Here is a 15,005-nt window from a genome sequence, read left to right as displayed (position 1 = left end):
TGCCATGCAGCCCGTCGTTTCGATGTCGGGCGTGCACAAGCGCTTCAACGAGGGATTGCCGAACGAGGCCGCAGTGCTGCACGGCATCGACCTCGCGGTCGGACCGGGAGAGTTCACATCGCTGATCGGTCCGTCCGGCTCGGGCAAGAGCACGCTGCTCAACCTGATCGGCCTGCTCGATCGCCCGAGCGCGGGCGAATACCTGCTCAAGGGCGTACCGATCGGAGCTGCCAGCGACGACGAGCGCACACGCGCCCGGCTCGATACCCTCGGCTTCGTGTTCCAGTTCCACCACCTGCTGCCCGAGTTCAGCGCGCTCGAGAACGTGATGCTGCCCGGGCTGATGCGCGACGGGGCATTCACCCGGGCCAACCGCAAGAGCGCGGGCGAACTGCTGTCGGCCGTCGGCCTCTCGGGCGCATTCGACAAGCGCCCCGGCGAACTGTCGGGAGGCATGCAGCAGCGGGTGGCCATCGCCCGCGCACTGGCGCTCGCGCCCGCCCTCGTGCTCGCCGACGAACCCACCGGCAACCTGGATACGCACAGTGCGGACGAAGCCTTCGCGCTGCTGCGCCGATTCAACATCGAACGCGGCTGCGCATTCATCATCGTCACCCATGATCCGCGACTGGCGGCTCGCTGCGACCGCGTGATCGAGCTGCGCGACGGCATGATCGAGCGCGACGGAGGGGTCACGCGCACCGCGGTTGCCACCGGCGCGTCTTGATGGCCGTCCGGGTCGAATTGCAAGCATCCGGGATTGCGGTGGTATGTCGATTGCTTGCAGAATCTGCGGTCCGGCCATTTCGGCCACCTTTCCCCCGAACGACGGAGCGGCTTGATGCAACCTGATTCCTGCATGTCACGACACCCGATGCGGGCGGCACCCGAGGCGCTGCGCCAGGTACCCCGCTCGATCAACCGCCTGGCCGTGCTGGCGGCCGGCGCGCTGCTCGGTTTCGCGCTCGCTGCGGGCCCGGTGCAGGCGCAGCCCTGGAAGCCCAGCCGGACGGTCGAACTGGTGGTGCTGGCATCTCCGGGCGGCGGCAACGACAAGGCCGCACGCGCGCTGCAGAAGATCTGGGCGGACAACAAGATCGTCGATGCGGTGGTCACCAACCGGGTCGGCGGTGGCGGGACGCTGGCGTACACCTACGTCAGCCAGAAAACAGGCGATGCCCATTACATCGCCATCGCGCAGGCAGGCATCCTGACCAACCAGCTCGCAGGCCGTACCAACCTGACCTACAACGACCTGACCGTCCTGCCCTACATCGGCACCGAGCCGGTGTCGCTGGCGGTACGCACGGAATCGCCGATCAAGACGCTGAAGGATTTCGCCGATCGCCTGCGCAAGGATCCGGCATCGCTGACCATCTCGCCCGGCAGCACGCTGGCCAGCACGAACCACTTCGTGGTCGCCCTGCTCGCCCGCGCGGTCGGCGCAGACCCGCGCAGGTTGCGCATGGTCACCTTCGGCGGGGGCGCCGAGGCTGCCACCAACGTGCTCGGAGGGCATATCGACGCAATGGTCAACGCGTCGAACAACGCCGTGCCGCACATGCAGTCGGGCAAGATGCGCATCCTCGGCATTTCGTCGCCGAAACGCACGGCGAGCATGCCCGACGTGCCCACGTTCCGCGAGATGGGCTTCGACGTGATCCAGGACAGCTGGTATGTCTTCCTCGGGCCGCGCGCAATGACCCAGCCGCAGATCGATTTCTGGGACGACGTGTTCGCGCGCACGATGAAGACACCGGAGTGGAAGAAGTTCGTCGCCGACAACGGCTGGGACTACGGCTTCATGCCGTCGCGCGAAACGGCAGCCTTCCTGAAGAAAGAACATGAAGAAGCACGCAGCATCATGTCCGAGCTCGGCGCACTGAAGGCCGGCCAGTGATGCATGGCGCCCGTGGCGGGCGGCGGCACTGCCCGACACCCGCGCGGGCGCCGGTTTTCCGATGAACCTGCCCTCCGCGCCGGCTCCACGCCGGCTGCCGGCGATCCTGATGCTGCTTGCCACGCTGGCGACTGCGGCAGCCTACCTGCGCGCGACGCTGGCGCTGCCCCACCCGGAGCTCGCCGATCCGCTCGGCCCGCAGATTTTCCCGATCCTGGTCAGCGGCGGGCTTCTCCTGTGCGCACTGCTGATGGTGGTCGACCTCTGGCGCACGGGCGATGGCCGGATACCCGTGCTGCTCGAGGGCAACCTGCCCTTCGACCTCCACTCGACGCTGATGGTCGCCGGCATCACAACCTGGACCGGGGTCTACTTCTTCGTGTTCGAACGCGTCGGGTTCCTGCTGTCCACGGTGGTCTTCCTGCTCGGGCTGATGTCGGTGTTCAACGCCGGACACAGGGTCACCAACCTCTGCACGGCAGCCGGCTTCACCATCGGCGCCTGGCTTCTGTTCACCCGTGTGCTGTCGGTGCGGTTGCCACAGGGCATCCTGCCCTTCTGACGCGGGAAAGACGCCACCCTTGGACGCATTCGATCACCTGCTCAATGGTTTCTCGGTAGCCACCCAGCCGGTCAACCTGGCCTATGTGTTCCTGGGCTGCCTGCTCGGCACGGTCATCGGGGTGCTGCCCGGCATCGGCCCGGCTGCCGCGATCGCGCTCCTGCTGCCGATCACCTACGGCATCGAACCGACCTCTTCGCTGATCATGCTGTGCGGCATCTACTACGGCGCGATGTACGGCGGGTCGACCACATCGATCCTGATCAACACACCCGGCGAATCGTCGTCGGTGATGACCGCGCTCGACGGCTACGCGATGGCGCGCGGCGGGCGTGCAGGCGCGGCATTGGCGATCTCGGCGATCGCCTCCTTCATCGCCGGCACCGCTTCGGTGGTGCTGCTGTCGCTGCTCGCGGTGCCGCTCGCGGGCTTCGCGCTCAGGTTCGGACCTGCCGAATACTTCACGCTGATGCTGTTCGCAATGACTTCGGTGGCTGCATTGACCGGGGCTTCGCTGGCCAAGGGCCTGCTGTCGATGTTCCTCGGGCTGATGTTCGCCACCATCGGCATCGACCTGCAGAGCGGGCAGCAGCGATTCACCTTCGACATGCCCGAACTCCAGGACGGCATCGGCTTCATCGTCGTGGTGGTGGGACTGTTCGCGATCGCCGAGGTCTTCATCGGCCTGGAAGACCTGCTGAAGGGACGCTCGGAGATCGTACGGCTGTCGGGCAGCCTCTGGTTGACCCGCGACGAGTGGCGGCGGTCGCTGATGCCCATCGTGCGCGGCACCGGAATCGGATTCTTCAAGGGCGTGCTGCCGGGCGCCGGCGCGACCATCGCCACCATCCTGTCGTACAGCGTCGAGCGCATGCTCTCGCGCGACAAGGCGAAGTTCGGAACCGGCATGATCGAAGGCGTCGCCGGGCCCGAGGCGGCGAACAATGCATCGACCGGCGGCGCGATGGTCCCGCTGTTGACGCTGGGGGTACCGGGCTCCGGCTCGACCGCGGTGCTGCTGGCGGCCTTCATCATGTACGGGCTGCAGCCCGGGCCGCTGCTGTTCGAGAAGCGGCCCGATCTGGTCTGGGGGCTGATCGCCAGCATGTACATCGGCAACCTCGTGCTGCTGATACTGAACCTGCCACTGGTCGGGGTGTTCGTGCGCCTGCTCTACATACCGATCGGGCTGCTGCTGCCGATGGTGGTGTCGATCTCGGCGATCGGCATCTTCGCAGTCAACGGCAACATCTTCGAGCTATACCTGGCGCTGGGTTTCGGCGTGATCGGCTACGTGTTCCGCAAGATGGCGATCCCGGTCGCGCCGCTCGTGCTGTCGCTCGTGCTCGGTGGCATGATGGAGCAATCGTTCCGGCAGGCGATGACCATCTCCGGGGCGGACCCGGGCGTGTTCGTGCGCAGCCCGATCTGCATCGCACTGCTTGCCGCGAGCGCGCTTGCACTTTCGATACCGTTCATCGCACCGCTGCTGCGCAGGTTCGGCAGACGGACTGTCGCAGCCTGAACGGAGCCTTGACGCGGCACGGACCGCCCTTGAAGCCACGGACGTCAGCAGGAGAAACCGCCATGGAGCGAATCGATTCATCACGGCCGCAGCGCAGCCAGCGGGCGGGCGCCGGGCGCACGATGGCCACCGCGGCCCTGGCCGGCGGGACGGCACTGCTGGCCGTGGCACTGCCGCCGACCGCTGCCGCACAGCCAGCCTTCCCCGACCGCCCGCTGCGCCTGATCGTCCACGTACCCCCGGGCGGCGCGCTCGACTTCACGGCTCGCGTGGTCGGCTCGAAGCTCACGGAGTCGCTCGGGCAGCAGGTACTGGTCGAGAACCGTGCAGGCGCCGGCGGCATCGCCGCATCCGAACTGGTCTCGAAGGCAACGCCCGACGGGCACACCCTGCTGCTGTCGTCGAGCACGTCGCACGGCGTCGCACCGGTGCTCTATCGCAAGCTGCCGTACGACGCCTTCCGCGACTTCACCCACGTCGCGCTGGTCGCGATCCTGCCGGCGCTGATGGCGATCAATGCCGACCTGCCAGCGAAGACAGTGAAGGAATTCATCGCGCTCGCGAAGGCGAAGCCCGGCGGCTTCCTGTTCGCCTCGGCCGGCAACGGCAGCGGCCCGCAACTGATGGGCGAGCAGTTCAAGCTGGCCACCGGCATACCAATGACGCATGTCCCGTACAAGGGTGCGGCCGCCGCCGTGACCGACATCGCCAGCGGCCAGGTGCAGGTGATGTTCGACAGCCTGCCGTCGCTGATCAGCCAGGTGAAGGCTGGCCGGCTGCGCGTGATCGCGGCGCTGTCGGAAAAGCGCGCTGCGCTGTTCCCGGACGTGCAGACGATGACCGAGGCTGGCTACCCGAGCGTCGAAGGCAGCATCTGGACCGGGCTGTCCGGCCCGGCAGGCATGCCGGCGGCGGTCGTGGACCGCCTGGCGAAGGACAGCGCACGACTGGTCGCGATGCCAGACGTGCAGGAACGCTTCGCAGGCGTCGGTGGGACCGCGACATTCCTCGGCCCCACCGCCTATGTCGAGTTCATCCGCAGGGAGAACCGCAAATGGGCAGAGGTGATCCGGGTGTCGGGGGCGGTGCCGGACTGACCGCTGCAGCGCCCCCTGCGGGCGCTACAGCGGCCGGATCATCAGCTTGCGGAAACGGATGATCCCGGCGTTGTACTGCAGGGCGATCGGCCCGGCGGGGAAGGCCTTGTCCTCGACATCCACTGCCTGCTCGCCGTTCATCGACACCGTCATGCGGTCGCCCTTCGCCGTGACCCGCATCGTGTTCCAGCGTCCGGCAGCCTTGAAGGTCGACGCAGCCTTCGCCGGCGGCATCAGCGAGGCGGTCGCGAAGGTCGGGCTCTTGTCCCAGATCTGCACCTCGTACGAGCCCTTCGTGTTCACCACCTCGCGGTTGGTCACACGGATGTAGATGCCGCTGTTGGCCTCCTCGTCGGCCCAGAACTCGGCGTAGAGATCGAAGTCGCGCCAGGAATCCTTCGACAGCAGGATGCCGGCCGGCGTGCCGTTCTTGCGGTCGGCCTGGATCGCACCATCGACCACTCGCCAGTTGGCGTCGCCGAGCCGGGTGAAGTTCTCGAGGCCCTTGCCGCCGTCGATCAGTGTCACCCAGCCCGTGCCCGACGGTGCGGATGCACAGCCGGCCAGCAGGGCTGCGGCGAAGCAGAGCAGGGCCGTAAAGGCCCGGAAAGCCGGAATTCCGTTCATGCAGGTCTCCTCCTGTGGTCAGGGTCGCGATCGTGGTCGCTGTCGTTGTATCTTTCCGGACACGATAGCAGCACCGGCGCGAAAGCAGAAGGGCCCGGCAGGCGCGCTCAGCCCGCGTACCAGGCGCTGCCCACCCGCCCCACCCAGTCGGCGAATGCGCGGTGGATCACGGTGCGATCGCGGGTGGCGACGAAGCCATGGTCCGCCTCGAACCGTTCCACCGCCATCAGGCTGCGCGCGCGATCGGTGTAGTGCACGTTCGGCGCCTCGCCCGGCCGCGCGATGCGGTGGCAGAACGCCGGGAAGCGTGCGGCGAGCACCTCGCACCATTCGGCGATATCCCCGCTCCAGTCGATGCCTGCGCTCAGGTTGTAGACGAAGTGCGGCAGCGACGGGGCATCGGCGAGCAGCACCAGCGCACGGCCGACATCCGGGCTGTAGACCCAGTCGCGCGTGCATTCGTCCGCCGGGAGCAGGGCCTCGCCGCCGGCCACCGCGATGCGCGCGAGCTGCGAATGCGGGCCGAAGTTGTCGCGCACGCCCTGCGCATGAGCAGAGCCGTCGCGCTCCCAGGGCCCGATCAGCGTACCGAGCCGGGTGCAGGCGACCTCCATCTGCCACAGCTCGGCCAGCCGGCGCGCGGCACGTTCGGCCGCGTACTTGCTGGTGGCATAGAGCGTCGTCGGCAGCACCGGCGTTGCATCTTCGTCCATCAGACCCGGCCGGTAGAGCGACTCGCCGTAGGCGGCGCCCGAACTGGTGATCACCACGCGCCGTACGCAAGCCCGCCGGGCAGCCTCCAGCAGGCCGATGGTGCCCAGCACGTTCACGTGCAACACCCGCGCCGGCTCGGAGGCCTCGCGCGCGGGACCGGAGGTCACCGCGGCCGTGTGTATCACCGCTTCGATCGGCACCGTACGGAACGCCCGGTCGAGCGCCCCCGCATCCATCAGGTCGCCATCGACGGCATGCACCCTCCCGGGCAGTGCGGACAGCTCCACCGCGGCCACAGGCGGCGGTAGCGTCATGTCGAACGAGACCACCTCGCGCCCGGCGCGTGCGAGCGCCTCCACCACGTTGAGCCCCACATAACCGCTGCCGCCGGTCACCAGGATCGCCATGCCACCCCCTTGCAGTTGCGTGCAGCGCGGAAGCACCTTCGTGCATCCGTGCAATCGAGCGTCGATGTTACCTGCCCGGCGGGCGATAATCGGCGGATGATCCGCTTCCAGAACCTCGCCCTGCGCCGCGGCGCCAAGCTGCTCGTCTCCGATGCAACCGTCCAGATCGCCCCCGGCGAGCATGTCGGGCTGGTCGGCGACAACGGCAGCGGCAAGTCGTCCCTCGTCTCGCTGCTGCTCGGGGAATTGCTGCCCGATGCCGGCGACGTCTTCATCCCGGCACACTGGCGCATTGCGCACGTGGCACAGCACGCGCCGCACAGCGAGCGCGGCGCCACCGAGTTCGTGATCGACGGTGACCGCGAACTGCGCCAGCTGGAAGCAGACCTCGAGAAGGCCGAGGCTGCCCACGACGGGCACGCCGCCGGCGAACTCCACGCGAAGCTGGCCGACCACGATGCGTATACCGCCCGCTCGCGCGCCGAGTCGCTGCTGCTCGGCCTGGGCTTCAAGCCCGCACAGCTCGACAATCCGGTGTCGAGCTTCTCTGGCGGCTGGAAGATGCGGCTGGCGCTGGCGCAGACGCTGATGTCGCCGTCCGACCTGATGCTGCTGGACGAACCGACCAACCACCTCGACCTAGACGCGATCGTCTGGCTGGAAGAATGGCTGGCGCGCTATCCGGGCACGCTGGTGATCATCTCCCACGACCGCGACTTCCTCGACTCGGCGATCAACGTCACCCTGCACCTGGACGGCGGCACGCTCAAGCGCTACGGGGGCAACTACTCGACCTTCGAGAAGGAACGCGCGATACAGCTCGCCGTGCAGCAGTCCGCATTCATCAAGCAGCAGGCGCACATCGCCCACCTGGAATCGTTCATCGCGCGCTTCAAGGCCAAGGCGAGCAAGGCGCGCCAGGCGCAGAGCCGGGTGAAGGCGCTGGAGCGGATGACGCTGGTCGCGCCAGCCCATGCTTCCAGCCCGGTGCAGTTCGAGTTCTACGATGCCGGGCAGAGCCCGAACCCGATGATCCACATGGACCACGTCGCCTGTGGATACCCCGCCGGCGGCAGCGACGCAAGTCTGAGACCCGGCCCGGGCACCGGCAGGCCGACGGTCATCCTCGGCAGCGTGAGCCTCACGCTGATCCCGGGCCAGCGGATCGGCGTGCTCGGTGCCAACGGCCAGGGCAAGACCACGCTGGTGCGCACGCTGGCCGGTGAACTGGCGCCGCTGGGTGGCGAGCTCACCCTCGGCCGCAACCTTGCCATCGGCTACTTCGCCCAGCACGAGATCGAACGGCTGCGACCGGACGACACCCCGATCGGCCACATCACCCGACTCGCGCGCGAGATCAACTCGCGGGCGAAGGAAGGCGAACTGCGCGCCTTCCTGGGCCGCTTCGACTTCGGCGGCGACATGGCGGTATCGAAGATCGCGCCGTTCTCCGGCGGCGAGAAGGCGCGCCTGGCACTGGCGATGATCGTGTTCCGCCGGCCGAACCTGCTGCTGCTCGACGAACCGACCAACCACCTCGACCTCGAGATGCGCGAGTCGCTGACCATGGCACTCGCACAGTTCGACGGCACGCTGATCCTGGTGTCCCACGATCGCCACCTGCTGCGCTCGACCGCAGACGAGTTCATCCTGGTCGCCGATGGCAAGGTCGAGCCGTTCAACGGCGATCTCGACGACTACCGCCAGTGGCTCGAGCAGCGCACGCGTGCAGCCGCCCGGCAGGCCGCGAAGGCGCAGCCCCAGGCGCAGGGCGCCAGCGTGCCCGCCGCGCCGCCAGAGGCAGCGGCAGCGGTGCCCAAGGCTGCAGCCGCGAAGGCAACGGCGGCGAAAACGCATGACGGCAGGTCCACGGGTGGGCAACGCAAGCCGATCGAGCGCGAGATCGCGAAACTCGAGCAGGAAATCGAGCGTCTGACCACGGAAAAGGCCAGGCTCGACGCGCTGCTCGGAGATCCGGATCTCTACCTGCCGCCGCGGCAGGCCGAACTGGCTGCGGCACTCGCGCGCAGCGGCGATATCGGCAAACGGCTGGACCTGGCGGAAGCCGACTGGATGGCTCGCCAGGAAACGCTGGCCCGCATGGCGGCCCTGTAGCGCGGGCTCCGAAGCCATCGCAAACGTCCGGCCGATTGGCCGGACGACATGCTGAAGTGAGCGAGCACTACCAGCCGCTCACCCAGGCTGGCGATGTGCGGGCGCGGCTGACGGACGAGTCACCTCGGCCGACTCGGCCTGCGCAACCGCCTGCAACCGCACCCTGACCTCGCGCGGCGCACGTTCGCGCCACACCTGCAGCGACAGCGTCTCGCCGGGGCGCGCGGCGCCGATCCGCTGCGACAGTTCGGCCGCAGTGTTCACCGGCTGGCCGGCGACGCGCACGACCACGTCGCCCGGCCTGAGCCCGGCTGCGGCCGCAGCGCTGCCCGGCTGCACGGCGCTGATCACCGCACCATCCGGCCGGGGCAGGCCGAACGACTCGGCAAGCGCCTGGTCGAGGTCCTGGACCACCACGCCGAGGCGCGCATGGTCGACCCGCCCGGTGGCCACGATCTGGTCCTTCACGCGCATCGCCACGTCGATCGGGATCGCGAACGCGAGCCCCTGGAAGCCGCCGCTGCTGGAATAGATCTGCGAGTTGATGCCGATCACCCGGCCGGACCCGTCGAACAGGGGCCCACCGGAGTTGCCCGGGTTGACCGCAGCATCGGTCTGGATGAAGGGCACGCGGGAGTCGCCGGGGAGCGCACGCCCCTTGGCGCTGACGATGCCCTGGGTAGCACTCTGCTCGAATCCGAACGGCGCACCGATCGCCAGCACGTAGTCGCCGACCCGCACCTGCGACGGATCGCCCAGTACCACCGCCGGCAGGTTGGCCGCGTCGATCCTGAGTACCGCGATATCGGTGGCCGGGTCGATGCCGAGCACGCGCGCACGATGTTCGGTACGGTCCTGGAGCTTGACCGTCACCTCCTTCGCATCGCGCACGACATGGGCATTGGTCAGCACCAGGCCGTCGGCGCTGACGATGAACCCCGAGCCCTGGCCACGGAAAGGCGCATCGCCGCGCGGCTGCGGCATGCCGGGCAGGCCGCGGAAGAACTGCTGCATCGGATCGGACGGATTGCGGGCGACCGGCCGCGTGCCGGCGACATTGATGCCGACCACCGACGGACCGAACCGCTCGACGATCGCGCGATAGTTCGGTGCGGGCATCGGCGGAATCGGGACGGCCAGGCTGGCCTCGGCCATACGCGCGGCTGGCGCGGACGTACGCTCGGTGGCCGGATGCACGGCTGAGTCGACGATGTACCGCGCGGGGTTCCAGGCCAGCGCGGTGCCAGCTGCCAGCACAGCAGCCAGAAACAGCATCCTGACGACCGGTTTGAGCCGCGTGTGCGCGACGCTCGCCTGCGGCTGCCCGCCGCCGGGGATGCCACTACCTTCGATACGTTCCTGCATGCAGTCCTCCTGTCACCATCGGCGCGCACGAGGCGCGCGCGCCTTGCGTGACGGATGGTCTGCGCAGGACATGAGCGCCGGGTTAGCGAACGATTAGCATCGCGTTAAGCCGTTTCGGCGACGACGGGAAAGCGCACCTGCACGCGCAGGCCGCCGATCGGCGCATCGTCGAGCACGATGGTGGCGCGATGCCGTTCGGCGATCGCGCGCACGATGGCAAGCCCCAGTCCGCTGCCCGTCGTTTCGCCAGGATGGCGCCGGTAGAAACGGTCGAACACGCGCTCGCGCTCCTCGACGGGGATGCCCTGCCCGTCATCGTCGACGGTAAGCAGGGCCCCCTGCCCGGTCGCCTCGACGCGCACCACGACGCGTCCGCCGGCGCGCCCGTAGCGGACGGCGTTGTCGACCAGGTTGCGCACCAGGGCGGACAGCGCCTGCGGGTCCGGCGATTCGGCATGGACCGGGCCGCGATGGAGGTCCTGCGGTACCACGCCGGCGACAGTGCCATCGGCGGCGGCGGGACGCTCCGCTCCGCGCTCGAGCGACAGCTCGATGCCGCGATCGGCGGCGAGCGCGACGGTGTCGACGACCGCATCGTGGACCGTCTCCGCCAGGTCGATGCGCACCGGAACCGGCGCACTGCTGCGCATGCCTGCGGAGTCGTCGCGCGGCTCGCTGCGCGCCAGCGTCAGGAGCTGTTCGACCAGGCGCCGCGCCCGCTCGATGCCGGCCGCAAGCCGCTCGGTCGCCGCGCGCTGCGCATCGGGCTCAGCCGCGCGCTGGAGGACCTCGAGCTGCAACTTCAGCGCGGTGAGCGGGGAGCGCAGTTCATGGGCCGCATCGGCCACGAATGCCTGCTGCTTTTCGAAGGCGCCGCGCAACCGGCCGAGCAGCGCATTGAGCGAACCGACCAGCGGCTCGATCTCGCTCGGCAGCCCGCGGGAATCGATCGGCGCCAGGGCCTGCGCCTGCAGCCCTTTCACCTCGTTCGCGACCCGGCGCAGGGGCCAGAGCGAAAAGCCGACCAGCCACCAGACCGCCAGTGCCAGCAGCGGGGCGAGCGCCAGCAGCGGCATCACGCTGCGCAGCGCCGCCTCTGCCGCCAGTTGCCGACGCACGGACATCGGCTGCGCTACCCGGATCACGCGATTGCCGAAGCCGAGGCTGAACATCCGCCACTGATCGCCAGCGATCTGCACCGTCGAGAAACCGAGCGAAACGGCGCCAGGCATGCCGGGCACATGGCGAGAGCGGTAGACGGCCTGGCCATCGCTGGTCCATACGTGCACCACGAAATCGGTGGGCTCCGGCGGCGGCAGCGCCTGCTCGACGGGCGTGCCCACGCTCTGGTCGCGCAGCGAGAGCGCCATCTGCTTGAGCTGGTAGTCGAAGAGCGTCTCGGTCTCGCGCAGTACGCCGAAATAGGTAACCGCGCCGAGGATCAGCGCCGTCAGCGACACCAGCGCGAACGACGACCAGAGGACACGCGCCTGGATCGAATGCATTGCCGCGCCCGCTCAGCGCCCGGCGCGCGGCTTGCCGACGTAGTAGCCGACGCCACGCACGGTATGGATGAAATCGTCGCCGAGCTTGCGCCTGATCTGGTGTATGTAGACCGAGATCGCGTTGCTCTCGATCTCCTCGCCCCAGCCGTAGAGCCGGTCTTCGAGCTGCGCGCGCGACAGGATCGCGCCCGGGCGCAGCATCATCGCCTCGAGCACCGCGTATTCGCGCGCGGACAGGATCACCTGCTCGCCGCGCACAGTGACGGTACGCGTGGTGGGGTCGAGCGTGACCGGCCCGACTTCGATCGCCGGATCGGCACGGCCGACATGGCGGCGGATGACGGCACGCATCCGCGCGGTCAGCTCTTCGAGTTCGAACGGCTTTACGAGGTAGTCGTCGGCACCGGCGTCCAGCCCGGCGACCCGGCTGGCGAGGTCGTCGCGGGCGGTGACGATGATCACCGGAGTGGCATTCTTCTGGGCGCGCAGCGCACGCAGCACATCGAGGCCGGAGACCTGCGGCAGGCCGAGATCGAGCAGAACCAGGTCGAAGTGCTCGGTGGCGAGCGTGCCCTGCGCCGCACGCCCATCCCGTACCCAGTCGACCGCAAAACCCTCGTGCTTGAGCGCCGAGCGCACGCTGTCGCCGATCATGGTGTCGTCTTCTACGAGCAGGATGCGCATCGGTGGCCCAGGGTTGCTGCGGCGCGGTCGGTGCCTCGACCGCTCTTTCTGTCAGACTCGAGCCGCGGAGCCTATCCGCGCGACCGTTAACGGCCGGTTAGGCTCCCCGCGACATGATTATCCTCCGGAGGCAACGCGGATGCTGAAAGTATGGGGTCGTATCACTTCGATCAACGTGCAGAAGGTACTCTGGTGCCTGGCGGAGACCGGTACGCCGTACGAGCGCATCGACGCCGGGCTCGAGTTCGGGCGCAACACCGAAGACTGGTACCGGCAGATGAATCCCAACGGACTGGTGCCGACGATCGACGACGACGGCTTCGTGCTGTGGGAATCGAACGCCATCGTGCGCTACCTGGCCGAAAGGTACGGCAGCGGCACGCTGTGCCCGAAGTCGCTGCAGGCGCGTGCCGACGCCGATCGCTGGATGGAATGGCACTCGACCAGCGCCTGGGGTACCTCGCTGCGCATCGCCTTCTTCAACCTGTACCGGGTAGCGCCGGAAAAACGCGATCCGAAGGCGGTTGCATCGGCGATCGAGCAGAGCATCCAGCACTTCCGGCTGCTCGACAGCCACCTGGCCGACCATGCTTACGTGACGGGCGATGCATTCACGATGGGCGACATCCCGCTGGGCTGCGCCGTCCACCGCTTCCTGAACATGGACTTCGAGCGCCCGCCCCTGCCGGCGCTCGAGGCCTGGTACGGCCGGCTGAAAGAGCGCAGCGGTTACCGCGACCATGTGGTGATGACGTTGCAGTAGCGGTAGCAGCCCGGGCCCGGCTCAGGCTGAGGCGAGGCGCGCGTTGGCCAGGGTAAGGCGGTCGAGCAGGATGCGCAGGAACGCGCGGTTCATCTTCACCTGAAGCGCATCGCTGGCCGTATTGAGCGATGAAGCCTTGATCTCGATCACCATCGTCGGAGTCAGGGTGGTGATGGATGTCGTGCGCCGCGCGACCGGAGCGCTGAAGTAGAGCATCTCGCCGAAGCAGTCGCCCGGCGCGAGGATGTTCAGCGTAGTGCCACCGCGCGAGACGCGCACCTCGCCCTCGGCCAGGATGAAGAAACTGTCGCCCTGCTCCCCTTCGCGGATCAGCACCGTAGACGCGGCCGCGCGCCACCAGCGGGTGACATGCAGCGCCTCCCATATCTCGACGTCCGCGAACTCGCGAAAGAAACTCAGCGCCTTGATTGCCGCGAACTTCACGGCATCGTTCAGGTCGCTCTGCGGCAACGCCAGCGATCCGACCACGCGCGACAGGTCGTCCGCGAACTCCTGCCACGTCGCATAGCGAAGCGCTGCATCCTTCGCCATGGCGCGCATCGTGATGCGGTCGAGGTCCGGCGAGAGACCCTCGCGCGCTTCCGAGGGTTTCACCGCCTCGATGTTGAGGATCTGGTAGACCAGGCTCGCATGGCTGCCGCCGGCGAACGGCAGCTTTCCGGTCAGCAGCTGGTAGAGCACCACGCCCAGCGAGTAGATGTCGGTCTGGTGGGTCAGGGGCTCGTCGCGCACCTGCTCCGGCGACATGTAGGCAGGCGAGCCGATGCCGTTGATCTGCGTGTTCTCGGCGGTCATCGACAGCGCAGACCCGAAGTCGCTGACCTTGAACAGCGTATCCGCGTGACCCAGTATGTTCGCCGGCTTGATGTCGCGGTGGATCACGCCGCGCTGCTGGGCGAAGAAAAGCGCCTGCGCGCACTTGAACACGACCTCGATCACCCGCTCGACCGGCAGCAGACGCGCGACGTTGGCGTAGTACTCGAGCGTGCCACCCGGCACGTACTCCATCACGATGTAGCTGGCATCCTCGTCATCGACCGCATCGAAGATCGTCGTGATGTAGGGGTGCAACAGCTTGCCCGCCAGCGTCGCTTCGTTCAGATACATATTGCGGTAGCGGCGGGCCATGCGTACGTCGGCCGAGTCCGTGCAGGTGAACAGCTTGATCGCCACCTCGCGGTCGCCGAACGGGTCGGTAGCCAGGAAGACGCTGCTGGTGGCACCGCGCCCCAACTCGCGCAGGATGCGGTACTTGCCGATCTTCTTCGGGAAATCTTCGCGCATGTTCGGGTCGGCAGCCATGGGCAGCCCGCGCCCGTTCGGGCGTGAGGTCGCAAAAGCAGAAGTCTGTAATTACGGCTTGCGCCGCATGTTCTTTAGCAGGGCGCCGGAAGCCGCGTCGGATCCGCTTGGTATCTTGCCCGATTTCGCGTATCTTCCGGCTTCCGCGATCGGTGCAGTTGCAATTTACATGACTTTGCGACTTCGCTTCCGTACGCGAACAATGTTTTTGCTCATCGTCCCTGACCTCTCCGGAAGGCCGATCCGCCGCTTCAAGGCGAACGGATGTTCCTTCCCGCAGCGTTCCCTCAGGCTTGCCTGATGGAGTGTGATTCGGTTGGTGCCGGTGTACGGGCCTGCCGACTGCTGCGTTTCGTTTGCGCGTCAGACTTGCCGTTTCCGCTTTCGGACGGCGTGCCCTTCTGCCCATCGCAATCGC

At 67.8% G+C, this 15,005-nt stretch carries 14 protein-coding genes; 8 read left to right on the top strand and 6 right to left on the bottom strand.

Annotated features, from left to right (window positions below; genetic code table 11):
• Positions 1–4 precede the first annotated feature (4 nt).
• From ING98_06220 to ING98_06200, 5 genes are all read left to right on the top strand, one after another.
• Positions 5–727, top strand: coding sequence for an ABC transporter ATP-binding protein (locus tag ING98_06220; GenBank protein ID MCA3101448.1), 723 nt, complete (start codon positions 5–7; stop codon positions 725–727).
• 132 nt (positions 728–859) lie between these two features.
• Positions 860–1,900, top strand: coding sequence for a tripartite tricarboxylate transporter substrate binding protein (locus ING98_06215; protein MCA3101447.1), 1,041 nt, complete (start codon positions 860–862; stop codon positions 1,898–1,900).
• 61 nt (positions 1,901–1,961) lie between these two features.
• Complete coding sequence (locus ING98_06210) at positions 1,962–2,462, top strand: tripartite tricarboxylate transporter TctB family protein (protein ID MCA3101446.1); 501 nt, start codon at positions 1,962–1,964, stop codon at positions 2,460–2,462.
• Positions 2,463–2,481: 19 nt separating this feature from the next.
• Entirely contained in the window at positions 2,482–3,987 is a 1,506-nt protein-coding gene (locus ING98_06205; GenBank protein ID MCA3101445.1) for a tripartite tricarboxylate transporter permease, read from the top strand.
• A 62-nt stretch (positions 3,988–4,049) separates the two neighbouring features.
• Entirely contained in the window at positions 4,050–5,084 is a 1,035-nt protein-coding gene (locus ING98_06200; GenBank protein ID MCA3101444.1) for a tripartite tricarboxylate transporter substrate binding protein, read from the top strand.
• Positions 5,085–5,108: 24 nt separating this feature from the next.
• Here ING98_06200 and ING98_06195 read toward each other — a convergent pair whose 3' ends face one another.
• Both ING98_06195 and ING98_06190 read right to left on the bottom strand, forming a co-directional pair.
• Complete coding sequence (locus ING98_06195; protein ID MCA3101443.1) at positions 5,109–5,711, bottom strand: DUF1080 domain-containing protein; 603 nt, start codon at positions 5,709–5,711, stop codon at positions 5,109–5,111.
• A gap of 107 nt (positions 5,712–5,818) precedes the next feature.
• Entirely contained in the window at positions 5,819–6,832 is a 1,014-nt protein-coding gene (locus ING98_06190) for an NAD(P)-dependent oxidoreductase (protein MCA3101442.1), read from the bottom strand.
• Positions 6,833–6,928: 96 nt separating this feature from the next.
• Between ING98_06190 and ING98_06185 the strand changes: the two genes are divergently transcribed.
• Positions 6,929–8,947 carry an ATP-binding cassette domain-containing protein gene (locus tag ING98_06185; GenBank protein ID MCA3101441.1) on the top strand — a complete coding sequence of 673 codons (2,019 nt, stop codon included), beginning with the start codon at positions 6,929–6,931 and terminating at the stop codon, positions 8,945–8,947.
• Between the two features lie 78 nt (positions 8,948–9,025).
• On the opposite strand, the gene ING98_06180 is transcribed toward ING98_06185, so the two are convergent.
• The 3 genes from ING98_06180 to ING98_06170 form a co-directional block, all read right to left on the bottom strand.
• Positions 9,026–10,222, bottom strand: coding sequence for a trypsin-like peptidase domain-containing protein (locus ING98_06180; protein MCA3101440.1), 1,197 nt, complete (start codon positions 10,220–10,222; stop codon positions 9,026–9,028).
• A gap of 194 nt (positions 10,223–10,416) precedes the next feature.
• Positions 10,417–11,817 (bottom strand): sensor histidine kinase N-terminal domain-containing protein, encoded by a 1,401-nt coding sequence (locus ING98_06175; GenBank protein MCA3101439.1) that lies wholly within the window; start codon positions 11,815–11,817, stop codon positions 10,417–10,419.
• Positions 11,818–11,829: 12 nt separating this feature from the next.
• A complete protein-coding gene (locus ING98_06170; GenBank protein ID MCA3101438.1) occupies positions 11,830–12,501 on the bottom strand; it encodes a response regulator transcription factor in 672 nt (223 codons plus the stop codon).
• Between the two features lie 139 nt (positions 12,502–12,640).
• Here ING98_06170 and ING98_06165 point away from each other — a divergent pair, with 139 nt between their 5' ends.
• Positions 12,641–13,264, top strand: coding sequence for a glutathione S-transferase family protein (locus tag ING98_06165; protein ID MCA3101437.1), 624 nt, complete (start codon positions 12,641–12,643; stop codon positions 13,262–13,264).
• 21 nt (positions 13,265–13,285) lie between these two features.
• On the opposite strand, the gene ING98_06160 is transcribed toward ING98_06165, so the two are convergent.
• Positions 13,286–14,569 (bottom strand): protein kinase, encoded by a 1,284-nt coding sequence (locus ING98_06160; protein ID MCA3101436.1) that lies wholly within the window; start codon positions 14,567–14,569, stop codon positions 13,286–13,288.
• Here ING98_06160 and ING98_06155 point away from each other — a divergent pair.
• Positions 14,538–14,888 carry a hypothetical protein gene (locus tag ING98_06155; GenBank protein ID MCA3101435.1) on the top strand — a complete coding sequence of 117 codons (351 nt, stop codon included), beginning with the start codon at positions 14,538–14,540 and terminating at the stop codon, positions 14,886–14,888. The two genes, ING98_06160 and ING98_06155, sit on opposite strands and share 32 nt — an antisense overlap.
• Positions 14,889–15,005: the final 117 nt, after the last annotated feature.

Source organism: Rhodocyclaceae bacterium (assembly GCA_020248265.1).
Lineage (GTDB): Bacteria > Pseudomonadota > Gammaproteobacteria > Burkholderiales > CAIKXV01 > CAIKXV01.
Note: the sequence above shows the minus strand (reverse complement) of the source record. Positions and strands in the feature narration are given on the sequence as shown.